At 73.7% G+C, this 22,584-nt stretch carries 20 protein-coding genes; 12 read left to right on the top strand and 8 right to left on the bottom strand.

The window, feature by feature from the left end; translation table 11 throughout:
• The first annotated feature begins 20 nt into the window (after nucleotides 1–20).
• The gene (locus IE145_RS03405; RefSeq protein WP_189518687.1) at nucleotides 21–284 is read left to right on the top strand and encodes a DUF6243 family protein; all 264 of its coding nucleotides are present in this window, start codon (nucleotides 21–23) and stop codon (nucleotides 282–284) included.
• A gap of 251 nt (nucleotides 285–535) precedes the next feature.
• Here IE145_RS03405 and IE145_RS03410 read toward each other — a convergent pair whose 3' ends face one another.
• Both IE145_RS03410 and IE145_RS03415 read right to left on the bottom strand, forming a co-directional pair.
• Nucleotides 536–976 (bottom strand): hypothetical protein, encoded by a 441-nt coding sequence (locus tag IE145_RS03410; RefSeq protein WP_189519238.1) that lies wholly within the window; start codon nucleotides 974–976, stop codon nucleotides 536–538.
• A gap of 157 nt (nucleotides 977–1,133) precedes the next feature.
• Nucleotides 1,134–1,349: a DUF4287 domain-containing protein gene (locus tag IE145_RS03415; RefSeq protein ID WP_189518689.1), complete on the bottom strand. Its 216-nt coding sequence runs from the start codon at nucleotides 1,347–1,349 to the stop codon at nucleotides 1,134–1,136.
• 183 nt (nucleotides 1,350–1,532) lie between these two features.
• Between IE145_RS03415 and IE145_RS03420 the strand changes: the two genes are divergently transcribed.
• The 3 genes from IE145_RS03420 to IE145_RS03430 all read left to right on the top strand — a co-directional run bounded on the left by IE145_RS03420 (nucleotide 1,533) and on the right by IE145_RS03430 (nucleotide 4,478).
• Nucleotides 1,533–2,147 carry a hypothetical protein gene (locus tag IE145_RS03420; protein ID WP_189519240.1) on the top strand — a complete coding sequence of 205 codons (615 nt, stop codon included), beginning with the start codon at nucleotides 1,533–1,535 and terminating at the stop codon, nucleotides 2,145–2,147.
• Nucleotides 2,144–3,154: a nucleotidyl transferase AbiEii/AbiGii toxin family protein gene (locus IE145_RS03425; protein WP_189518691.1), complete on the top strand. Its 1,011-nt coding sequence runs from the start codon at nucleotides 2,144–2,146 to the stop codon at nucleotides 3,152–3,154. Before IE145_RS03420 ends, IE145_RS03425 begins: the two co-directional genes overlap by 4 nt.
• A 139-nt stretch (nucleotides 3,155–3,293) precedes the next feature.
• Nucleotides 3,294–4,478 carry an NADH:flavin oxidoreductase gene (locus IE145_RS03430; protein WP_373296563.1) on the top strand — a complete coding sequence of 395 codons (1,185 nt, stop codon included), beginning with the start codon at nucleotides 3,294–3,296 and terminating at the stop codon, nucleotides 4,476–4,478.
• 87 nt (nucleotides 4,479–4,565) lie between these two features.
• Here IE145_RS03430 and IE145_RS03435 read toward each other — a convergent pair whose 3' ends face one another.
• The 5 genes from IE145_RS03435 to IE145_RS03455 all read right to left on the bottom strand — a co-directional run bounded on the left by IE145_RS03435 (nucleotide 4,566) and on the right by IE145_RS03455 (nucleotide 10,294).
• Complete coding sequence (locus tag IE145_RS03435) at nucleotides 4,566–5,639, bottom strand: D-alanyl-D-alanine carboxypeptidase family protein (RefSeq protein ID WP_373296564.1); 1,074 nt, start codon at nucleotides 5,637–5,639, stop codon at nucleotides 4,566–4,568.
• A gap of 118 nt (nucleotides 5,640–5,757) precedes the next feature.
• The gene (locus tag IE145_RS03440; RefSeq protein ID WP_189518693.1) at nucleotides 5,758–7,098 is read right to left on the bottom strand and encodes a sensor histidine kinase; all 1,341 of its coding nucleotides are present in this window, start codon (nucleotides 7,096–7,098) and stop codon (nucleotides 5,758–5,760) included.
• A gap of 16 nt (nucleotides 7,099–7,114) precedes the next feature.
• The gene (cseB, locus tag IE145_RS03445; protein WP_229825288.1) at nucleotides 7,115–7,885 is read right to left on the bottom strand and encodes a two-component system response regulator CseB; all 771 of its coding nucleotides are present in this window, start codon (nucleotides 7,883–7,885) and stop codon (nucleotides 7,115–7,117) included.
• Between the two features lie 106 nt (nucleotides 7,886–7,991).
• On the bottom strand, nucleotides 7,992–8,978 hold the full coding sequence (locus IE145_RS03450; RefSeq protein WP_373296569.1) for an endonuclease/exonuclease/phosphatase family protein: 987 nt from the start codon (nucleotides 8,976–8,978) through the stop codon (nucleotides 7,992–7,994).
• Nucleotides 8,979–9,349: 371 nt separating this feature from the next.
• A complete protein-coding gene (locus IE145_RS03455; protein WP_189518697.1) occupies nucleotides 9,350–10,294 on the bottom strand; it encodes a carbon-nitrogen hydrolase in 945 nt (314 codons plus the stop codon).
• A gap of 180 nt (nucleotides 10,295–10,474) precedes the next feature.
• Here IE145_RS03455 and IE145_RS03460 point away from each other — a divergent pair, with 180 nt between their 5' ends.
• From IE145_RS03460 to IE145_RS03495, 8 genes are all read left to right on the top strand, one after another.
• Complete coding sequence (locus IE145_RS03460; RefSeq protein WP_189518699.1) at nucleotides 10,475–11,557, top strand: LacI family DNA-binding transcriptional regulator; 1,083 nt, start codon at nucleotides 10,475–10,477, stop codon at nucleotides 11,555–11,557.
• A 202-nt stretch (nucleotides 11,558–11,759) separates the two neighbouring features.
• Entirely contained in the window at nucleotides 11,760–11,945 is a 186-nt protein-coding gene (locus IE145_RS03465) for a lichenicidin alpha family lanthipeptide (RefSeq protein ID WP_030075698.1), read from the top strand.
• Nucleotides 11,946–12,083: 138 nt separating this feature from the next.
• On the top strand, nucleotides 12,084–15,137 hold the full coding sequence (locus tag IE145_RS03470; RefSeq protein ID WP_189518701.1) for a type 2 lanthipeptide synthetase LanM family protein: 3,054 nt from the start codon (nucleotides 12,084–12,086) through the stop codon (nucleotides 15,135–15,137).
• A gap of 98 nt (nucleotides 15,138–15,235) precedes the next feature.
• Nucleotides 15,236–15,436 carry a class II lanthipeptide, LchA2/BrtA2 family gene (locus IE145_RS03475; protein ID WP_189518703.1) on the top strand — a complete coding sequence of 67 codons (201 nt, stop codon included), beginning with the start codon at nucleotides 15,236–15,238 and terminating at the stop codon, nucleotides 15,434–15,436.
• Between the two features lie 98 nt (nucleotides 15,437–15,534).
• Nucleotides 15,535–18,408, top strand: a complete 2,874-nt coding sequence (gene lanM, locus IE145_RS03480; protein ID WP_189518705.1) for a type 2 lanthipeptide synthetase LanM — start codon at nucleotides 15,535–15,537, stop codon at nucleotides 18,406–18,408.
• Between the two features lie 11 nt (nucleotides 18,409–18,419).
• Nucleotides 18,420–20,570 (top strand): peptidase domain-containing ABC transporter, encoded by a 2,151-nt coding sequence (locus IE145_RS03485; protein WP_189518707.1) that lies wholly within the window; start codon nucleotides 18,420–18,422, stop codon nucleotides 20,568–20,570.
• Nucleotides 20,571–20,592: 22 nt separating this feature from the next.
• Nucleotides 20,593–21,369 carry an ABC transporter ATP-binding protein gene (locus IE145_RS03490; RefSeq protein ID WP_189518709.1) on the top strand — a complete coding sequence of 259 codons (777 nt, stop codon included), beginning with the start codon at nucleotides 20,593–20,595 and terminating at the stop codon, nucleotides 21,367–21,369.
• Nucleotides 21,366–22,262, top strand: coding sequence for an ABC transporter permease (locus tag IE145_RS03495; RefSeq protein ID WP_189518711.1), 897 nt, complete (start codon nucleotides 21,366–21,368; stop codon nucleotides 22,260–22,262). Before IE145_RS03490 ends, IE145_RS03495 begins: the two co-directional genes overlap by 4 nt.
• Nucleotides 22,263–22,378: 116 nt before the next feature.
• On the opposite strand, the gene IE145_RS03500 is transcribed toward IE145_RS03495, so the two are convergent.
• Nucleotides 22,379–22,576 (bottom strand): hypothetical protein, encoded by a 198-nt coding sequence (locus IE145_RS03500; protein WP_189518713.1) that lies wholly within the window; start codon nucleotides 22,574–22,576, stop codon nucleotides 22,379–22,381.
• Nucleotides 22,577–22,584 lie beyond the last annotated feature (8 nt).

Below are 22,584 nucleotides of genomic sequence, written 5' to 3' on the forward strand. Positions count from 1 at the left end.
GTCTCATTCCGGGAGAACTCATGACCGACAGCAAGAACATCAACAATCCCGTGGGGATGGGCGGAGGCCAGCGCAAGCGGCAGTCCCGCGCCGAACGGCAGAACAACGGGCCGCACCGCAACCTCGACCGCAAGAACGCGGCCGAGCAGAAGGCCGAGCTGGTGCGCAAGATGCGGGAGAAGGCGGGCACGGGCGGGAGTGCCGGGCAGCCGGGCACGGGCGAGGGCTCGGGGCAGACGGGCGCCGCCGACGACGCCGGGCAGTCGGACACCGCCGCCGGCTGAAGGATCCGTGATCCACGCGTTCGCGTTCCGCTTCCGAGGTCCGGCGGGCGGGTGGCCCGTCACCGCTACCGGTGGACGCGTGCTCACCGGTCTCCGGCCTCGGACGCCCGGCCGCGACGCCGACCGGCTCGCGGAGGAGAGAGACCACGGTCAACGGGGAGGAACGACCGACGACGGCCTCCCCGCCGCGCCGCACGAACGCGCTCCGCTCCTCGTCCGTCGGTGACCGGCGGCCGGCCCGGTCGGACCCGTCAGCCGTGCAGCGTCGCGTTGCTGTAGACGTACAGGCCGATCACCCCGACGACGCAGATGACGATCACCCACGAGCCGAACCCGGTGTGCCGCCCCCCGCTCTTGCGGCGCGCCGTCCTTCCCGGCCGGCGGGCCCGGCCGGACCCGGGCGCCGCCCCGCCCCGCGGAACCCGCTCCGCATCGGACGCCGCATCGGACGCCGCATCGGCCAGCAGCCTTCGGCAGGCGGCGGCGAGTACGGCCGTACCGGCGGAGAGGGGCACCACGGCCTCCGAGCGCGCCGGGGCGGTGGTGCCGCCGTCCAGGATGCGCCCGGCACGTACGAGGATCTCGTCCCGGCCGCCCGCCGGGGCCAGGCTGATCCAGCGCCGTACGTGTTCGCCCCGGATGACCATCCCCCCGGACCGCTCCCGGTACACGGTGTGCTCGCGCCACAGCACGCCCGCCAATTCCGTAGCGGTGTCGCGCAGTTGTGCCCCCACGATCCCTCCCCCTCCGCCTCCCGGCGAATCGAACAAGCATCGCACTCTACTGGCGCGTGCAGATTCTGTGTTCGTCCGGGGGTGGCCGCCCGCGCCTCTGCCGCATCCGCCCGGGTCAGCCCGCGCTGTCCTCCGCGAGCGTGTGTGCCACCAGGGCGTTGGCGTGCCCGTGACCCAGACCGTGTTCGGACTTGAGCCAGCCGACCAGCTCCATGTGCTTCGTCAGCGGGGAGGTGCGGATGAGGTCCTTCCACTCGGCGACCGGGCGGCCGTACTTCTTCTCGATCGAGGGGAAGTAGCTGGCAGGGCCCTTCACGGCTTGGTCGGTCATGGTCTGTCCCGTCTCTGGAGCGGATGTGGTTCCGGTCATGTCGCACTGATGACCGGTGCCGGGCGGCGAAGTCATCGGTGTGCGGCTGTCGGTCAGGTCACAGCCCGGTCTCGTCGGCGGCCCTCGAATCCGCGCGCCCGTTCGACGCCGCTGCGGCATGCTGTCCTGGTGTACGAGAGCCATATGACCGTGTTGTGCGAGGGCGACGAACTGCGCAGGCTGGAGCGCTGGGCCGCCCTGCGCCCCGATGTGAAGTTCACGCACATCGCGCTGGCGCGGGGCCGGACCGCCTCCCAGCCGATGCTGACGCTGCGCGGGAGCCGGCCGTCCTACGCGGACGAGCTCGCCGCCGTCCGCGAGACCGGGGCGGCGCTGGCCGGGGACGGGTTCGCCGTGGCGCGCGTGAAGGTCGAGTGCGCGCCGTGGGCGGCGGAGGTGCCGCGCGAGGACGCCGAAGTCGCGGGAGAGGAACATCCGCACGGCCGACGGCACTTCGAGCACCACGTGAAGCTCCTGCTCGAAGGGAACGACGGCGATCGGGCCGCCCTCGTCGCCGTGGCCGTACGGCACGGGGCACACGTCTCGTGGAACGCGCGCCGCGTACGTGCGGACGGCCGGGAGGAACGCTTCGTCACCCAGCGCTGCCACCGCACGGGCGACCGGCGGGCGGCGCTCGCGCTGGACGCGCTGCTCGCGGAACTGGCCGCGCACGCCTACGAAGTGGTCGACGTGGAGCGGGAGTACGTGCTCCTGGACAGCGGTCCGGAGCTGGACGAAGGATGGTTGGAAGCGATATGAGCAGCGAACAGCGCCCGCCCTTTCCCGAGGTGGTGCCGGCCTCCGGCCCCGTACCCCCCTCCGCCGGGCTGGACGCACGGCGCCGCTTCCTGGACGCCGTGCCGGGGACGATGCTGCGGGTGATGGACGACGACGCCGTGCAGCGCACCGTCTTCGACCCCGCGCTCAAGCAGTTCCCGAACGCCTTCCGCACCACCGACCCCGTCTTCCCCTCCCCGGCGACCACCCGGGCCTGGCAGCGGGCCCGGGCCGCGGCGCTCGACGCCGTACGGGACGGCGTGGCCGCGTCCCCGTGGGCCGAGGCGCTGGTGGTGCGCGGGAGTGCGCTCATGGCCCTGTGGTTCGGCGAGGAGGCGCGCGAGCCCGGTGACCTGGACTTCGTGGTCGCCCCCGCCTCGTGGCGGATGGAGGAGGAGCGGACCCCGGAGCTGCTGGCCGGTGTCGCGGCGGCGGCCGAGGCGCGGGCGGCGCGCGGAGCCCACGGGGTGCGGATCCGCGCCGCCGGGGCCGTGTGCGAGGACATCTGGACGTACGAGCGGGTGCCCGGCCGCCGCATGATGCTGCCCTGGGAGGCTCCCGGCACCCCGGGCGGGTGGGTGCAGCTGGACTTCGTGTTCGGCGAGCAGTTGCCCGAGCCGCCCGAGCGGGTCGTCCTGCCGTCCGGCGCGGTGCTGTACGGGGCCACCCCCGCGCTGTCCCTGGCGTGGAAGGTGATGTGGCTGATCAACGACACGTACGCCCAGGGCAAGGACCTCTACGACGCCACCCTGCTCGCGGAGCGGCACCCGCTCCCGTTCGCCCTGCTCCAGGAGGTGTTCCGGCTGAGCGGGGAGTGGCCGGAGACCGGGCGGACGTGGGTGGGGCGCGAGGATCTGGACGAGGCGCTGGGCTACGTCGAGTGGCATCACTTCGCCGGGGAGTACCCGGCCTTCGAGGGGCGTGAGGAGGAGTTCGCCGGGCGGTTGCGGGCGGCGCTGGCCCCGACGTTCGCCGGCGAACCCGAGTGAGCCGACCCGGACCACACACCGGAGGGCCACTCCGTTCTTTGCCCATTCTTTACCGTCGCCGCGGCCGATGCCGGGATGTCCACGCCGCCCGGGCGTGTTGGCCCCGGGTGGACACCCCGGCTACGGACAGGACATCGACGTGACAGACACGACGACGGCGGACACGGCGACAGACGCGACGACAGCGGACACGGCCGGCACGGCAGACTCCGCCGGCGCCGCCGACCGCGCCGCGAGCGCCCTCTCCCGGCCGTTCTCGGTGCGCGGGCTCACCACCCGGAACCGGATCGCGATGGCCCCCATGACCCGGCAGTTCTCCCCGGACGGCGTTCCGGGGCAGGACGTGGCGGACTACTACACCCGCCGCGCGGCCGCCGACGTCGGGCTGATCATCACCGAGGGCACCTACGTCGATCACGAGTCCGCCGGCACCAGCGACCGGGTTCCCCGCTTCCACGGCGAGGCCGCGCTCGCGGGCTGGGGACACGTGGCGGACTCCGTGCACCGGGCGGGCGGCGCGATCATCCCGCAGCTGTGGCACGTGGGCATCACCCGCACCGAAGGCGCCGGGCCCGTCCCGGACGCCGAGCCGGTCGGGCCCTCGGGGATCTCCCTGAGCGGCGAGCCCAAGGGGCGCGCCATGACGCAGAAGGACCTCGACGACGTCATCGCCGCCTTCGCCGACGCGGCTGCCGCCGCCGAGCGCCTCGGCTTCGACGGCGCCGAACTGCACGGCGCCCACGGCTACTTGATCGACCAGTTCCTGTGGTCCGGCAGCAACCGGCGGACCGACGCCTACGGCGGGGACCTGGTCGCCCGCACCCGGTTCGCGGCCGAGATCGTGGCCGCCTGCCGCGCCGCCGTGTCCGACGCCTTCCCCCTCTTCTTCCGGATGTCCCAGTGGAAGGCGGACGCGTACGAGGCGAAGCTCGCCGAGACCCCGCAGGAGCTGGACGCCCTGCTCACACCGCTGGCCGAGGCCGGTGTCGACGTCTTCCACGCCTCCACCCGCCGCTACTGGCTGCCGGAGTTCCAGGACTCCGACCTGAACCTGGCCGGCTGGGTGAAGAAGATCAGCGGCCGGCCGACCCTCACGGTCGGGTCCGTCGGCCTGGACGGCGACTTCTTCAGTGCCTTCCAGGGCAACGACTCCGGTGTCACCGGCATCGGGCAGCTGCTGGACCGGATGGAGCGCGACGAGTTCGACATGGTCGCCGTCGGACGGGCGCTGATCGCCGATCCCGAGTGGGCGGCGAAGACCCTGCACGGGCGCACCGAGGACATCACGCCGTTCGCCGCGGAGATGCTGAACACCCTGCGCTGACCCGCGCCCCCTCCCGCTGCCCCGCACCCTGTTCGCCACTGCCCCACGCCCTGTTTGCTGCTGCCCTACGCCCTGTTCGCCGCTGCTCTACGCTCTGTTCGCCGCCGCCGGAAGCTCGGTCCGGAGCGCGGCGATCAGGGCGCGGCTCGCCTCGTGGGCGGCGGCGCTGCCCTCGGCGGGGGTGGTGCCGGCCCGCTGGTGCAGTACGACCCCGAGGACCAGCCGGTCGGCCCCGGCGACCTTCTGCCGCGTGGCCCAGACGAGGTTGCCGCCCGCCGGGGTGGACGAGCCGGTCTTCAGGCCGATGACCCCGTCGTGGCCGAGCAGCTTGTTGGTGTTGCGGAAGGTCACCCCGACCCCCGGGGCCGTGACGGAGGCGGTCGCCACGATCTGCCGGAGGGCCGGGTCCTTCATCGCGGCGCGGGCCAGAGCCAGTTGATCGGCCGCCGTGCTCCGCGTACTCGCCTCCATACCGCTCACCCCGGTGTACGTCGTGGCGCGCATGCCGAGCCCGGCGGCGGCCCGGTTCATCTTCGCGACGAACGCCTTCTCGTCGCCCGCGTCCCAACGGGCCAGCAGCCGGGCCACGTTGTTGCCCGACGGCACCATCATCAGTTCCAGCAGCCGGCGTTGGGTGTACTCCCGCCCGGCGAGCACGGGCGCGGTCGTCTCGACGGAGGAGTACGACTCGTCGGCCGCCCGCTGATCGGCGACCACGGTCGCGCCCGGGGCGTCGGCGCTCATCGGATGGCCCTTGAGGATCACGTAGGCCGTCATGACCTTGGTGACGCTGGCGATCGGAACCGGCTTCTGCTCGCCCCGGGTGCCGAGGCTGCCGATCCCCTCCACCGCCACGCTCGCCTGCCCCTCGCGCGGCCACGGCAGTTGCAGTGACCGGGCGAGCGGCGCCACTCCCTCCCCCGGGCCGCCGTCGCCGCCCGGCCCGCTGGGGGACCGGCCGCTGCCGCCGGCCGCGTACCACCCTGCCGTGCCGGCGGCGAGCACCACGGCGGCCGTCAGCGGTACGAGGACCGAGCGGCGGCAGCCGCGAAGGAGGCGCCGGATCCGGAAGCGGACGCCCCTTCCGGTGGGAGGCACGCCCGTTCCGGTGGGCGGCACGCCCGTGCCGGTGGGCGGGGGGACTGCGGGGGCTGCGGGCATGGGTTCCTCCAGGTGACACCGGTGCGGTTTCCCGTACCGGTGTCACCTTCGAGGAGTCGCGCTTCCGGCCCCGTACGGCACCGTTTCGACGGCCGCGAGAGTGCGTTTCGGTTCCGTATCAGGCGGGGCGCGGGGCCAGATCGAGGGTCGCGACCGCTCCCCCGTCCGGGGCGTTCGCGAAGGTCAGCCGGGCTCCGAGCACCTCGGACTGGCCCTGGGCGACGGTCAGGCCGAGACCGTGCCCCCGGCCGCGTTCGCTCGCCCCGGTCCGGAACCGCTGGGGGCCGCGCTCCAGCAGGTCGGGCGGGAAGCCGGGACCGTGGTCGCGCACGGTGATCCGCGCCCCGGTCACGGTCACCTCGACGGGGGCCGCACCGTGCCGGTGGGCGTTGGTGACGAGGTTGACCACGATCCGCTCCACCCGGCGCGGGTCGGTCTCCACCAACCCGCCGCCGTCCACCCCGCCGACGCGGGTGTCCGTGCCCGTACGCCGCACCACGTCCGCGACCAGTTCACCCAGCGGAACCGGGTCGAGGCGGGCCCGCTCGGCGCCCGCGTCCAGGCGGGAGATCTCCAACAGGTCCTCGACCAGGGCGTTCAGGGCCCGCAGCCGGTCCCGTACGAGACCGGCCGCCTCGTCGTCCTCGGGCAGCAGCCCGGCGGCGGTGACCAGGCCCATCAGCGGGGTGCGCAGTTCGTGCGCGACGTCGGCGGTGAAGCGTCGCTCGTTCTCCAGCTTGCGCTGGAGGGCGGCGGCCATGTCGTCGACGGCCGACGCCATCTCGGTGATCTCGTCGCGGGCCCGCCCGGCCGTACCGATCCGGGCGTCCAGGTCGCCGTCGGCGATGCGGCGCGCGGTACGGGCCCCGTGGCGCAGCCGCCGGTTGATCGGTTCCGTGGCCAGAGCGGCGAGGGGGACGACGAACAGGAGGGCGGCGAGGACGGACTTCACGATGGAGCGGTCCAGGAGCTGGAGGCTGCGGACCTCGGTGCTCATGTCGTCCCGGACGACGAGGAACCGGTCGTCGGCGACGGCCACGGCGCCCCACATCCAGAACCAGTTGGGGGGATCGGCGTCGTACCAGGTGGCGTAGGCACCGGTGTCCGGCGGTCCGGTCTCCGTCCCCGTCCCCGCCTCCGTCCCCGTCTCCGTCCCCGTCCCCGTCCCCGTCGCCGTCCCCGTCCCCGTCGCCTTGAAGGTCGCGAGGTCGCGCGCCAGCGGTTTCGGCAGTTCGGCCCTGCTCCGTACGTCGATGTCGGCCGGAGCCTTCCCCGTACGGTCGTACTCCCGCTCGGCGGCGATCAGCCGGGTCAGCGTCCGGTCGGTACCGACGCGCAGGCCGCGTTCCCGGGTCGCGTCGTGCACCAGGAAGCCGATCACGGCGGCGACCGCGCAGCACGCGGCGGCGGCGAGTGCGGCGATCTTCCAGCGCAGGGCGCGGGGGTTGAGGTGGTTCACGGCGATCGGCGGCCGCTCAGCCGCGGACGAGCTTGTAGCCGAAGCCGCGGACGGTCTCGATCCGCCCGCTGCCGATCTTCTTGCGCAGCCGCAGCACGCACAGGTCCACGACCCGGGTGTCGCCCTCCCAGCCGTAGTCCCACACGTCGCGCAGCAGCCGGCGGCGGTCGAGGACCGAGCCGGGCGCGGCGGCGAACTCCAGCAGCAGCCGCAGTTCGGTGGGGGTCAGCGACACGGTCGCGCCGGCCCGGCGGACCTCCATGCCGAGGGTGTCGACGGTCAGGTCGCCGAAGGTGAGGAGGTGGTCGGGGGCCCGGTCCCGGCCGGTCTTCCCGGCTGCGGGGCCGTCCGGGCCGAAGGTGGCGCGGCGCAGCAGGGCCCGGATGCGGGCGACCATGACGGCGGTGTCGACCGGCTTGACCACATAGTCGTCGGCTCCCGCCTCCAGGCCCGCGACCACGTCGAGGGCGTCGCCGCGCGCGGACATCATCAGGACCGGGACGGGGCTCTCCTCGCGGATCCGGTGGCAGAGCCCGATGCCGTCCAGCTCGGGCAGCATCACGTCCAGGATCAGCAGATCGTGCGCGCCCGCGCGGAAGGCCTCCAGGCCGCCGAGCCCGTCGGCGGCGACATCGACCCGGTAGCCGTAGCGCTCCAGGGCCAGTTGGACGGCGCGGCGGATGGTGGCGTCGTCCTCGACGACGAGCACGCCGACGGGGGCGGGGCCGGGGCCGGGGGCCGGTCCTCGTGCTTCGGACACGCTGCCTACCTGGGCTTTCGAGGTCATCGGTCGCTCGCATCGTAGTCGGGGGGAGGGCCGAGGGCCTGGTCACCGGCTCACCGGGCCACCGGCCCACCGGGCCACCGGGCCACCGGGCCACCGACTCACCGGCTCACCGGCTCAGCCGGGCCGCAACCGGGAGGTGGTCGCTGCCGGTGGCGGGCAGGGTCCAGGCCGCGCGCGGGGTCATCCCCCGCACCAGCACGTCGTCGATGCGGACCGCCGGGAACGCCGCGGGCCAGGTGAACCCGAGGCCGGCGCCCGCCTCCGCCTGAGCGGACCGCAGCCGCGAGGTCACCGGGGCCAGCGCGCGGTCCCGGTACGCCCCGTTGAAGTCGCCCAGCACCACGACCCGGGGCGCGGTCTCCGACCGGAGCGCGGCGGCCAGCTCGCGGGCCGCGTCATTGCGCCGGCCCGTCGTGAAACCGGCCGTCGAGACCCGTACCGACGCCAGATGGACCGCGTACACGGCGACGGGCGGCCCCTCCGGGGCCCGCACCGTGGCCCGCATCGCACGGGTCCACGGCATGATCGGGACCGCCTTCACGTCCGCCAGCGGGTGCCTGCTCCAGATGCCGACCCCGCCGATCACCGCGTGGTGCGGGTAGGCGGCGGCCAGCTCGCGGGAGTAGACGGCGGCCGACGCGTCGGACAGCTCCTCCAGGGCCAGTACGTCCGCCCCGGCCGCGGCGAGCACGCGCGCGGTCCCGGCCGGATCGGCGTTCCCCTCGTCCACGTTGTGGCTGACCACCGTCAGGTCACCGCCACCGGCACGCTTGTCGGTGAGGGCGCCGCCGAAGAGCGTGACCCACACGACGGCGGGCGCGAGGACCGCGACGGCGGCGAGCCGGGACCGGAGTACGGCGGCGAGCACGAGCAGCGACGGCACACCGAGGCCCGTCCAGGGCAGCAGCGTCTGGAAGAGGCTGCCCGCGTTGACGCCCGCGTTCGGGATCGATGCGTGGAGCGCCATCGCCGCCGCCCAGACGACCGCCGCCCCGGCGAGGACCCGGCAGGCGACGCGCCGACGGGCGGCGCGCCCGGTGGGAGAGGTCCCGGGGGGTGAGGTCCCGGTGGGAGAGGTCCCGGGGGGAGAGATCCCTGCGGGAGAGATCCCTGCGGGAGGGGCCCCTGCGGGATCGGAGCCGGTGGAATCCGACGCGGCCGGTTCGTTCCCGACGGGAGCGGGGGTCCCGCGCCCGCCACCGACGGGAGCGGGCGTCCCGTCCGTGGCGGGCGCTGCGGATTCCGTTGGGCTCAGCACGGCACAGGTCTCCTGACGGTCGCGTACACCGGGGATCGGGTACGCCGACAGCCTCCGGGAACGCCGCTTCCGGCCGGTCAGGGGCGTGCTTCGAGCACCGCGCGGCTCTGTTTCAGGTGCGTATCGGTGCAGTGCGGCGACGAAGCGCGCTCACCGGCCTCACCGAGACCGGTACGCCCGCGGTGCGGGTCTCCCGGCCCGCCGCATCAGCGGGGCTCGGTGAGCGGGCCGTACGCATCGGGGCGGCGGGTGGTCAGGAACGGGAACAGCTCCAGCCAGTCGCGCCGGGCATCGAGGTCGAGGTCGGCGACCAGGACGGCGGGCTCGTCGCGGGGGGCCTGGGCCAGGACGCGGCCGTACGGGTCCACGATGAACGAGCTGCCGTAGAAGGTGAGGCCGTTCTCGGCGCCGATGCGGTTCGGGACGACCATGAAGGTGGCGTTGGCGATGGCGTTGCCGGTGATCACCTTCTGCCAGAGCGGCTGGGAGTCGAAGCCGGGGAAGCCGGGCTCGGAGCCGATGGCGGTCGGGTAGACGAGGACGTCGGCACCGGCCAGGGAGTAGGCGCGGGCCAGCTCGGGGAACCACTGGTCCCAGCAGGTCGGCAGGCCGAAGCGGGCCTCGTCGACCTCGACCAGCGGGAAGGCGTCGTCGCCCGCCGGGCCGGCCCGGAACCAGTCGTCCTCGTAATAGCCCTCGGTGACCGGGATGTGGGTCTTGCGGGTGCGCTGGGCGAGGGTGCCGTCGGGGGCCACAAGGATCGCGGTGTTGTAGCCGAGGCCGTCGTCCTCGCCGCCGGGCGCCGGGGCCTTCTCGTACAGCGAGGCGTGGACGTACACCCCGTGCTCCCGGGCCGCCTCGGCGGCGAACGTGAAGGTGGGGCCCGTCAGCAGCTCTTCCGGGGCGGCCGGCTCGGGGTGGTCGGCGCGGCGGACGACCGCGAAGTACGGCGAGAGCGTCAGCTCCTGGAGGCAGACCACCCGGGCCCCCTCCGCCGCGGCGAGCCGGATGCCCTCCAGCAGGGCGGCGCGGTGCTCGGCGGGGTCGCGGTGCCAGCGCTGCTGTACGGCAGCGACGCGCAGGGGGGCGCGCTCGGCGGGACGGGTCCGAGTGGGGGAGGCGGGCGGGTTGTACGCGGTGATCAGACGCATGACCAGTTCCAGGGGCGAAGGGGGCGAAGGGGGCGGAGGAGGAGCGGGAGACGGGGGCGGCGGGAACAGGAGCGGGGAATCCCTTGCCGGAACGTTCCGGCAGCGGATCGAATCTAACTCTGCCGGAACGTTCCGGCAACCCTCCGGACCGTACGGTCGCCGACGCCTAGACTTCACCCCGTGACCTCCCGCACCGTGACCCTGCTCGACGTGGCCCGCGCCGCCGGAGTCTCCAAGAGCACCGTGTCGGACGCGCTCCAGGGCTCGGGACGGGTCGCGACGGAGACCCGGGACCGGGTCCGCGCGGTGGCGGCGGAGCTCGGCTACCGCCCCAACAGCGCCGCCCGGCGGCTGCGGCGCGCCAGCACCGGGGCCGTCGGCCTGCATCTGCCGGCCACCGCGACCCGGCTGGACTACTACATGAACCTCGCCTTCGGGGCGGTGGAGCGCGCCCAGGAGGACGGGCTCGACATGGTGCTGCTCGCGCCGTCGGGGGCGGCGGGCGGGCGGATCGCCTCGCGCGTCGACGGGCTGCTGGTGATCGACCCCGAGGCGGGCGACAGCGCGGTGCCCGGGCTGCTCGACGCGGGCGTTCCGGTGGTGACCGGCGAGCGCTACCTCGGCCCGGCCGCCGGCCCCAGCGCGGCCGTGGTCTGCGACAACGCCGCCTCGCTGACCGCCCTCCTCGACCACGTCACCGACCGCGGCGCCCGCCGTCCCGCCGTCCTCGCCCCGTCCGGCTCCTCCGCCTGGGCGACCGCCCTGCGCGCGACGGCCCGGTCCTGGGGGCTGGCCCACGGGGTGGAGGTGGCGGTGCGCACCGTGCCGTTCGCGGCGACCCCGGCGGAGGCCGAGGAGACCACCCGGGCCCTGCTCGCCGCGGCCCCCGCGGTCGACGCCGTGATCTGCGCCCCCGACGGCTCGGCCCCGGGCGTCCTGCGCGCGGCGGCCGCCCTCGGCCGGGAGGTGGGCCGCGTCGGCGACGGGGCCGGCCAGGAAGTCGGCCTCGACGCCGGTCGCCAAGCCGGGCGGCCCGGCGGGAGCGGTACGCCCGGCACCGGCCTGCTCGTCGCGTCCTGCGTCGACGGCCCCGCCCCGCGCAACGCCGAACCCCCCGTCACCGCCGTCGACCTGCGCCCCGCCGCGTACGGCCGCGCCTGCGCCGAGCTGCTCTGCGACATCCTCGCGGACCGCGCCGCCCCCGACACCGTCCGGCGCCACGCGTGGTCCCTGGAGACGCGCGCCTCCACCGGCCCCGCCTGAGCAACACACCACGCCCCCCACCCCCACCCCGCCCGGCGAGGTCCGGTAGGGGAACAACACCCCCCAGGGCGGGGGCGGAACCCGTCTCCGGGCGGGGGTGCGTCGCGGATCGGATCCCTAGCGTTCATGGGGTCAAGATCCATTCGGAACGGCACGGCCGCACAGCCGCGTGCCGCTTCCTCGCGTGAAAGGTGTGAGCCTCATGGCGAACCCCAACGTCGGCATCCTCGAAGAGATCGACGACCAGAACCTCGACGCCGTCAGCGCCGCCGGTCAGGGCTGGGGAACCATCGTGTCCTCCCTCAGCTGCTACGGCGCCAGCTACGTCCTGGGGAACAACGGGAACTTCTGCACGGCCACCGCCGAGTGCCAGAACAACTGCAAGTGACCGTATGACGCCGGGACCCACCTCCCGGCGTCACCTCCCCCTCCCCTCCCGAGGGGCAGCCCTCCGAGGGGCCCTCCGAGAGGCAGCCCTCCGAGGGGCGCTCCCCTCCCTCCCCGCCCCGTCCTGGATCCGGTGTTCATGAACAGTCACGACGTCTCCCCCGGCACCGCCGAAGCACTGCGGACGTATCTGCCGGAGCTCACCGACCCCGAGCTGATCGCGCACGTCGAGGAACGGCTGCGGGCGGCGGCAACGGACGAGGGCGAGCAGAACCACGAACTGCCCGACGCGCCCCCCGCCTACGACCCCTCCGCCGACCCCGACGGGCTCTTCCACGACTACTTCCGCCACTTCGTCGCGCCCCGGACCGGCCTCGTACGCCATGCCGCCGCGCAGTCGCCCGTGATCGCGGCGCCGCGGCGGATCGTCGACGACTTCGTCACGCACCAGACGGGACTCGTCTCCCGGCTGATGATCCGGACCCTGGTCGAGGAGCTCCACCGGCGGCGCACGGCAGGCCTGCTGGACGGCGACACCCCCGAGGAGCGGTACGCCGCCTTCCGGCGGTGGACCAACAGCCCCGAGGGCCACCGGGAGTTGACCGCGCGCTATCCGTACCTCTTCTCGACGGTGAGCCGCCAGGTCGAGGCGTCCGCGCGGTACGTCGTCGAGATCATCGAGGAACTCGGCTCCTCCGCAGCGCGGTTGGGCGCGCTCCTGCCGGACGTCGGTCCGGAACTCCCCCGCGTCGAGCGTCTCGTCCTCGGCGAGGGCGACACCCACAACGGCGGACGCTCCGTCGCGCAGGTCCTGTTCACCGACGGCGCCCGGGTGCTCTACAAGCCGCACCCCATCGGCGCGGAGGCCGGCTACAGCTCCTTCGTCTCCTGGATGAACGGCCGGATGGGCACCGATCTGCCGACCGTCGCCGTGGTCCCCACCGAGCACGGCGGGTTCGTGGAGTTCATCCCCACCGAGGAGTACGCGGGCGAGCAGAAGGACTACTTCGCCCGGATCGGCACCCTCGCGGGCATCCTCTTCCTCCTGCGGGCCACCGACATCCACTTCGAGAACATGGTGTCCTGCGCCGCCGGGCCCGTCGTCATCGACACCGAGACCCTGCTGTCGCCCCGGCTGAACCTCCCCGAGGCGTACGACGACGGCGCCGCCTCGAAGATCGGGGCGCTCACGCTCCGGGAGTCGATCATCGGGTCGGGGCTGCTGCCGCTCGTCGTGCGCTCGGGCGACGACGACGCGGGCATGGACATCGGCGCGATCGGCTACGACACCGGGCAGCGTTCCCCGTACAAGTCGCTGAGCCTGAAGAACCCGGGGCGCGACGACATGTTCGTCGGGATGGTGACCACGACGACCACGGCCGCCAACGCCAACCTCGCTGTACAGCGCGCCACCCAGCTGCCCGTCGACGACCAGCGGGACATCGTCAAGCGGGAGTTCGGCCGGGTACTGCGGTATGCGGCGGACCACCCGGACGCGGTCGTCCACGCGGTGGAGGAGTTCCTCGGCGATGTGCAGTTCCGGCACGTCAACCAGGCGACGATCTTCTACACGCAGTTGCTCCGCATGGCGACCCACCCGCACGCCATGGCGGACCCGGTCGTCCGCTCCGCCGTCCTGAACCGGGTCGTCCTGCGCACCGGAGACTCCCCCGCGATCGCCGACGCCGAGGTCCGGCAGATGGCCCGGGGCGACGTGCCGTACTTCTCGTACACCGCGAGGTCGCGCGCGCTGGGCTCGACGGACGGGACCGTACGGGCCGACGCCCTGGCCGAGCCGCCGCTGACCACCGTGCGCGAGCGGATCCACGGGCTGGACGAGACCGTCATCGAACGCGAACTGCGCCTGATCGACTTCTCGTTCGTCAACAAACTGCCCACCGACCAGGAGGAGACCGGGTTCGTCCCCGTGCGCCCGGCGGGGAAGCCCGCCGTCACCGTGGACCGGGGCCGGTTCGTCGGTGAGGCCGTACGGATCGGGGAGCGGCTGCTCGCGACCCGGGTGGCGAGCACCGAGCCCCGCCACCCGGCGACCTGGATCGCCCCGCAGGTCACCACCGACTCGCAGAGCCAGTGGAGCCCCGGCACTCTCGGCTACGACCTGTACGGCGGCAGCCCCGGCCCCGCCCTCGTCCTCGCCGCGCTCGCCCGCGAGACGGGCCGGGCCGACTTCGCGGCGGCGGCGCGCAGCGTGCTGGACCCCGTCGAGGAGCAACTGCGCGGCGGGCGGCTCGCCGAGCAGGGGGTGTCCGTGGGCGGGATGACCGGGATGGCCGGTACCGCGTACGCGCTCGTCGTGGCCCGCGGGCTGCTGGACGAGCCGGACGCCGGACGCCTCGGCGAGCTGGCGCGGGAGCTGGCCCGGTGCTCGGGGGCCGAGGCCGGCACCGACTTCCTCAGCGGCATGGCGGGCGCGCTGGCCGTCGGCCTCGCCCTGCACGAGCGCGCCACCGACCCGGCGGAGCGCGCGGTCGTCGCCGAGGCGGTCCGCACGATCGCCGCCCGGGAGACCGAGGCGCTCGGCGGCCCCGGCCTGGAGGACCCCCGGGTCACCCCGTACACCGGATACGCCCACGGGGCGATGGGCATCGCACCCGTCCTGCTGCGCTACGGCGCCGAGTTCGACGACCGGGACGTGCACGGGCTCGGACTGCGGATCCTCGGCGCGGTCCTCGACGCCCAGGAGGACGGCGACCGCGACTGGCCGCGCGTCTGGGGCGAGCCGGAACGCTCGTACGGCTGGTGCCACGGGGCCCCCGGCATACTGCTGGGCGCGCTGATGAGCAACGAGCACGCGCCCGGCGCCGTGTCCCGCCCGGTCCTGGACCGGCTCGCCGGGCTGACCCTGGCCCGCGGCTTCGGCAACAACCCCACCTACTGCCACGGCGACCTGGCCTGCGCGGAGATCGTCGGTCTCGGGCAGCGGCTCGTCCCCGGGCTCTTCGACCCGGCCGTGGACCGGACCGACGGGGGCGGCCGGGCGGGAAGCCACGGCGACGGCCTCGACGACCTGTACCCGCGGCTCTTCGACGGGGTCGTGGAGCGGTACGGGCAGCGCTCCGACACCAAGTACGCCTACACCAACAGCCTCATGGTCGGGGAGGCCGGACTCGCCTGGTCCGTCCTCCGCCACCTGGACCCGGAGGGCCACCCCTCCCTGCTGCGCTTCGCCTAGGCCACGCCCGGGACACGACGGCGCACCCACGAACCGGGCCCGCATCCTGCCGGGCCCTGCACCACCCATCCACGCAGGAAGAACAGAGAGGAACCGTCATGGGCGACATCGCCATGAACGACGCCACCGGATACGTCAGCGCCGACGAGCTCGTCGAGCTCGCGGACGCGCCGGACTCGCTGGCCGCGGGCTTCACGCCCACCATCGTCCCGGCCACCGCCGTCACCACCGTCATCGTCGGCGCCAGCGCCGCGATGCAGGGCGGCTGCCCGACGAGCGGCTGCACCAAGCGCTGCTGAACCCGCTGAGCCGGTGCGGTGCGGGCGCCCCGGAACTGGTACTTCCGGGGCGCCCGCCCCCACCCTCCCACCTTCGACGACGGCAAGAGAGTCCCCGAGTGCAACTGAGCGACGCGTTCCTCGACGACCTGGTGCGGCGCATCACCGACGAGAGGTCAGACGTCTTCGGCGCGTTCTACACGCCGTATCTGCGGGACGGCGCCCAGCGCGTCGCCGGGCTCGCCGCCGCCCTCCCGGGCCCGGACCCGACCGACGGCCCGGCCGACATCGCCGACCTCGCCGGGGTCGCCGAGTCCGCGCTCCGCTCGCTCATGGGCCTCTGCGTCGAGACCGGCGTCCGCACCCTCATCGCCTCCTTCCGCGCCCAGGACACCGGGTACGAGGCGTTCCACGCCCGCCTCGCCGGGGCCACCGGCCGCCAGGCGGTGCTCGACCGCTTCCCCGAGCTGGACCGGCTGCTGCGCCTCGCCACCGCCCGTACCGCACGGACGGTGGCCGACGTGCTGCACGCCGCCGTCGCGGACCGGGCTGAGCTGGACGCGCTCCTCGGCGGGCCCGGCCGGATCGTCTCGGTCACTCCGGGCCTCGGCGACGCCCACCGGGGCGGGCGGACCGTCTGCCTGGTGGTCCGGGACGACGGCACGCGGGCCGTGTACAAACCGCAGCAGGACAACTGCCAGCAGCTCCTGACCTCGCTGCGTACGCTCCTCGACGCGGACGGCTCGTTCTTCGGTCCGCTGCACCCCCGCACGCTCGTCCGGCCCGCGCACGTCTGGCAGGAGTTCGTGGTCCACGCCGACCTCGACGGTACGGCGGAGCACAGCGCCCGCTACTTCCGCCGTTTCGGCCGGTCCGCCGCGCTCCTGTCGATGCTGGGCGCCACCGACCTGCACCACGAGAACATCATCGCCACCCCGGACGGCCCGGTCGTCATCGACACCGAGACCCTGGTGTCGCTGCCCAACACCGCAGCGGAGCACGGCGGTTCGCTGCCTGCCGCAGCCGCCCTCAACCTCGACATCGAGCACTCGGTGCTCAACACCCTGCTCTTCCCCGCCCGTTACGCCGGATCCAAGCTGGACGTGGACATCTCCGGGATCGGCTGCGTGCGGCCCGGGGCCTCCGAGCACCTCCAGTCGTACCTGGTCGTGGACGCGGGCACGGACGACATCCGCTTCGACCGCAGCCAGGTCGTCGTCGAGCACGGCTCCAACCTGGCCACCGTGGCGGGCGAGCCGCTGGACCCGCGCCGCTGGACGGACGAACTCGTCGCCGGGTTCCGCGAGGCCCGCACCCTGCTCGCCGCCCACCGCGACGCCGTCGAAGCGGCCGTACGGGAATCCGCCGGGTGGGCCGTGCGCCAGGTCGTCCGCCCCACCTACGTCTACGCCCGGTTCCTGGAGGCCTCCACGCACCCCGTGCACCTGGGCAGCCGGCAGGACCGGGCCGAACTGCTCGGGAAGCTGCCGCGCCACTACCGGGGCACCGCCGCCGCATCGGCCGACGCGGTCCACCGGGAGGAGGTCGCCGCCCTCCTCGACCTCGATGTGCCGTTCTTCACCGTGGACTGCGACTCCGGGCTGCTGCGCGGCGACTTCGACGAGGAGATCCGCAGCGCCGCCCGGCTCACCCCCCGCGAGTCCGCGCTCGCCGCCGTACGGTCGTTCTTCGCCCGGCCCGCCGACCGCGACCCGCTCTACCTCCGCTACGCACTCGCCGGTTCCGCCGACGACGTGTGGGAGCGGCGGATGCCCGCCACCGGGCCCGCCCCGGCCGCCTCACCGGTCCACCTCGCCGACCCGGCCGGCTGGCACGCCCTGCTCCGCGACCTCGTCGTCGGCGGGGCGGACGCCCCGACCTGGCTGACGCCCCGCCTCCGGGGCGACGGGCTGCGCCTCGGCGGCATCGACGCGACGCTGTACGACGGCGGCGGGCTGCTGCTGCACCTCGCACAGAGTGCGGCCCGCAGCGGCGTGTCCCCCGTAGGCGTGGACCCGGAGCGGGTCTGCGCCTCGGCCGTGCGCTCCCGCCCGGCCGTGCTCGACGGGACGCCGCTGTCGATGTCGCCGTTCACCGGCGCGCTCTCCGACCTGGTGACCGACTGGGAGATCCGGCGGCTGACCTCGCCCGACGCCCGGTTCCGCGCGGGCGAGGAGCACGTGCGGTTCCACCCGGCCCGGGGCGCGTTCGACGTCGACAGCCTCTCCGCCGCCGACTTCGACCACCTCAACGGCTACGGCGGCTACCTCGTCCACCTCGCCGCCCACACCGAGCACGGCGCGACCGAGGTCACCGGGGCCGGGGCCGGACGGCTGCTGCGCCGCCTCGTCACGGTGGACGGCGACCCGGCCGAACACCCCGAGGGCGACGAACTCGGCCTGGCACACGGCAGGTTCGGCCGAATCACCGCCCTGTCGGCGATGGTCGCGGCGGGCCTCGACGAGGACGGCGGCGCCCGCGCCCATCTGGAGCGGTTCGCCGAGGCGTACGGCCGCCACCGCTGGCAGGACGCGGGCCTGCGCGACCGGGGGGACGGAAGCGGCAACGGCGGCTGGTGCAAGGGGTACGCGGGCGTCGCGTACGCGCACGCCGCCCTGCTGACCGCCCTCGGCGAACCGGCCGGCCGGATCGCGGAAGCCGTGGCCCCGGAGATCGCCCGCGTCCTGGAGCCCGCCGGAGCCGGGCGGAGCGCCGCGATCGCCCCCGACCTCAGCCTCTGCCACGGGCTCGCCGGCCGGATCGCGGTCCTGTGCCACCTGGCGGACCTGCTCGCCCGGCCCGACCTGCGCGACGCGGCCGCCGCGCTGCACACCGCCTTCCTCGACCGGTACGGGAACGGCGGCTGGTCCTGCGGGATCGGTACCGAGCCCCTCCTGCCCTCCTACTTCCTCGGCCTCTCCGGATGGTTCGCCGCCCAGGCGATGCTCGACCACCCCGGAACCGGCCTTCCCCGCTGCCTCGGAGGCCGCTGATGGCATGGCGTATGCGCAGAGTCCGACGGGTCCGCGAGGTCCAGCAGTTCGCCCAGGCCGAATGCGGTCTGTGCTGCATCGCGATGATCCTCTCGGCGTACGGCTCCCGCGATTCGGTGGCCGGGCTGCGCCGGGACCACGAGGTGGGCCGCGACGGCCTCACCATCAAGCAGATCGCGGCCATCCTGCGCGGCCGGGGCTTCGAGGTGCGGGCGTTCCGGGCCGGGGTGGAGCGGCTCGGTCAGCTGGAGCTGCCGCTCATCGCGTACTGGGACGACAGCCATGTCGTGGTCGTCGAGGAGATCGACGAGCACCGGGTGACCGTCGTCGACCCGGGCGGCGGGCGGCGGAGGTACTCGGCGGAGGAGTTCGCCGAGCACTACTCCGGCCTCGCGCTCGAAGCCGTACCGACGCCGGACCACCGGCCCGAGCGGCACCGGGAGCCCAGTGTCTGGCGGGAGTTCCTGCGCTCGCTGACCGGTGCCCGAAAGCCGCTGCTCCAGGCGTTCCTGATGTCCCTGGTGCTGTACTCCTTCACCATCTTCATGCCGATCGCCACCCAGTACGCGGTCAACGACTACGCGGGCTATCTGGAGAAGGCCCCGATCGCCCTGGTCCTGGTGGCGTTCCTCGCCCCGATGACGGTGTTCTTCCTGCTCTCGCTCCTCAGAACGGTGGCGCTGGCGTCCGTGATCCGGAGCCTGGGCGAGGCGATGATGGGGAAGACGTTCCGGCGGCTGCTGGAACTGCCCTACAAGTACTTCGCCAACCGCTCGCAGGGGGAGCTGTTCTACCGGCTCTCCAGCATCACGTCCGTACGGGACATGATCTCCAGTCAGCTGTCGGTGGTGCTCCTCGATCTCGGCAGCCTGATCGCGATCTTCAGCTACATGTTCTACCGCTCGTTCACCCTCGGGGCGACGGCGTTCGCGGTCTTCCTGACCATGCTGGCGGTGGCCGTGGGGACGTACCGGCCGATCCGGCGGATCACGGAGCGGGAGATCAGCGAGACGACGAAGTCCTCCTCGCTCCAGATGGAGGCGCTGTCCTCGATCGAGACGCTGAAGGTCTCCGGGATGACCGGCACCTTCTTCCGGGACTGGCAACAGGTCTACGCGGCGGGGATGGAACAGACCCGGCGGCGGATCGTCCTCCAGGGCGTGGCGACCAGCGGTTACGCGGTGTTCCAGGTGTTCGGGCCGCTGCTGGTGCTGGCGGTGGGGCTGTGGCTCGTGCTGAACGGTTCGCTGGACCTCGGTTCGGCGGTGGCGGCGCAGACCCTGACCGCGACGAGCCTCGGCATGGTGATGTCGCTGTCCGGCGCGTTCACCCAGCTGATCACGGCGAACGCGCAGGTCGCGCGGGTCGGCGACATCCTCCACCAGCCGGAGGACCCGGGGGCGTTCGGCGACCGGCCGGTCGCCGTGCGGGGCGCGGTACGGCTGCGGAACGTCGGGTTCTCCTACCCCGGCTCCCGCACCCCGGCCCTCGCCGACGTCACGTTCGACATCCGGCCCGGCGAGCGGGTCGCGATCGTGGGCAGTTCCGGCTCGGGCAAGAGCACGCTGGGCAAACTCCTCATGGGCCTGTACCCGATCCGGTCCGGTGACGTCCTCTACGACGGGGTGTCGATCGGCGAGATCGACGCCGACACGTTCTACCGGAACGCCGCGTACGTCCCGCAGGACATCGTCCTCAGCAACCGCAGCATCGCGGACAACATCCGCTTCGGGGTCCCCGACGCCACGATGGAGGCGGTCGTCGACGCCGCCCGCCAGGCGCATGTGCACGACGACATCGCGGCGATGCCGCTGGGCTACCACACCCCGGTCCGCGAGATGGGCGGCAGCCTCTCCGGCGGCCAGCGCCAGCGGATCGCGCTCGCCCGCGCGCTCGCCCGCCGCCCCCGCGTCCTCGTGCTGGACGAGGCGACGAGCGCGCTGGACACCGTCACCGAGTCCCGGATCGCCGCCGCGCTGGACCGGCTGGAGTGCACGCGGATCATCATCGCCCACCGGCTGTCGACCATCGTGAACGCCGATCTCGTGGTGGTGCTGGAGCACGGCCGGGTCGTCCAGACCGGCCGCCACGAGGAGCTCATCACCGAACCCGGCCCGTACCGGGACCTGGTCCGCTCCCAGGTCGACCTCAACACGGTCTAGAGAGAGAAGGAGGAACCGCCGCATGGCACAGGACGCGCACACGACGCAGGACCCCACGCAGAACCGGCAGGACGCGCGGCAGCAGGTGATCTCGGTCCGGGATCTCCGCAAGGAGTTCCGGGGCACGAGAGCCGTCGACGGGGTCTCCTTCGACGTACGGCCGGGCCGGGTCACCGGCTTCCTCGGCCCCAACGGCGCGGGCAAGACGACGACTCTGCGCATGATCCTCGGGCTGATCCGCCCGACCGGGGGCAGCGCACTGCTGTGGGGCAGCCCGTACGCCGGGCTCGCCGCCCCCACGCGGCGGATCGGGGTCGGCCTGGACGGCGGGGCGTTCGTCGGCCGCCGGACCGGACGGGGTCATCTGCGCTGCTACGCACCGGCCGCCGGCTGCGGTCCCGAACGGGTCGACCGGCTGCTGGCGGACGTGGGCCTGTCGGATGCGGCGGACCGGCCGGTCGCCGGGTACTCGACGGGCATGAAGCAGCGCCTCTCCCTCGCCTCGGCGCTGCTGGGCGATCCGGAGCTGCTGGTCCTGGACGAGCCGGCCAACGGCCTGGACCCCGAAGGGATGCTGTGGCTACGGGAGTTCCTGCGGGACTTCGCGGCCTCGGGCCGGACGGTGCTGCTCTCCAGCCATCTGCTCGGCGAGATGGAGCAGACGGTGGACGACGTCCTGCTGATGCATCACGGGCGGCTGCTGAGCAGCGGCCCTCTCGACGGTCTGCTGGAGCCGGGCGAACGCCTGGAGTCGGCCTTCCTGCGGCTGACACGGGCCGGGAACGGAGTACGGGCATGAGCACGGGTACGAGCACGGCCGCGGGTACGAGCACGGCCGCGGCGGCACGGACGGACCGGGGCGCGAGCCCGGCCGCAGACTCCGCACCCGGCTCCGACGCGGTCTCCACGGCCGATCTCCTGCGGTCCGAGGTGCTGAAGCTGACCACGACCCGGCTGTGGTGGATCCTGCTGCTCGCGGTCGTCGCGTGCGGCGCCGGATTCACCGCGCTGATCGTCTTCGGCGGCCTCAACGCCCCGCGCAGCCCCTTGAGTTTCGGGTCGGCGGGCGACGCCGTACCGGCGTACAACCTGCCGGTGGCGCTCGCGTACGTCTTCCCGCTGGCCATCGGTGTGATCACGGTGACGCAGGAGTACCACGCGCGCACGATCTCGGCGACGCTGCTGGCCGAGCCGCGCCGGGCCCGCGTGTACAGGGCCAAACTCGTCGTCGGGCTGGGCACGGCGTTCGTCTACGGAGCGGTGGCGGTGCTCTCCGGCGCCCTGGTGGCGGCGGCGCTGCTGGCGGGGCACGGGAAGCCGACGTACCTCACGGACGGCACGGTGCTCGGCGCGCTGGGCGGCAGCGTGCTGGTGATGACCCTGTGGGGCGCGATCGGCGTCGGCGTGGGTGCACTGGTGCGCAACCAGGTGGCGGCGATCGTCGGCATCCTGCTGGTGACGCAGTTCGTGGAGCCGACCCTGCGGATCCTCTCCTCCTCGCTCGGCAACGCGGAGCTGGGCAACCTGCTTCCCGGCGGGGCGGGCGACCTGGCGGGCGGCGGCACGATCATGACGGCCGCGGCGGAGGCGGACGGCGGTTCGCAGGGCCTCGGCTTCCTGGTCCTGTTCCTGTACGCGGTGGTGATCGGAGCGGTGGGCGCGGCGCGCTTCACCCGGTACGAGGCCTCGTGACGGGAACGCCCTGACGGGAACGCCGTGACCGGGACTTCATGACCGACGACATGCCGGGGCCGCCGCACTGGTCAGGTGCGGCGGCCCCGGCACGCGTCGTCATTCCCCCGCTCGGATCACTCCGTTCCGCCGGCCGAACGCTCCTTCTTCTGCATCGTGACATTGACACCCGCGAGCATCACCGCGAGCAGAAGCGGAATCACCACGCCGGTCGGGCTGTCCCCGAAGAGCGGCGCGATCAGCGCGAATACCAGCAGAATGACCACCGGCGCCCAGCGAAGGGCTTCCTTCTTCTTCCCCACGACGTTTCCCATGACGGTCT

The sequence above is a fragment of the Streptomyces sindenensis genome (assembly GCF_014649035.1).
Classification (GTDB): domain Bacteria; phylum Actinomycetota; class Actinomycetes; order Streptomycetales; family Streptomycetaceae; genus Streptomyces; species Streptomyces sindenensis.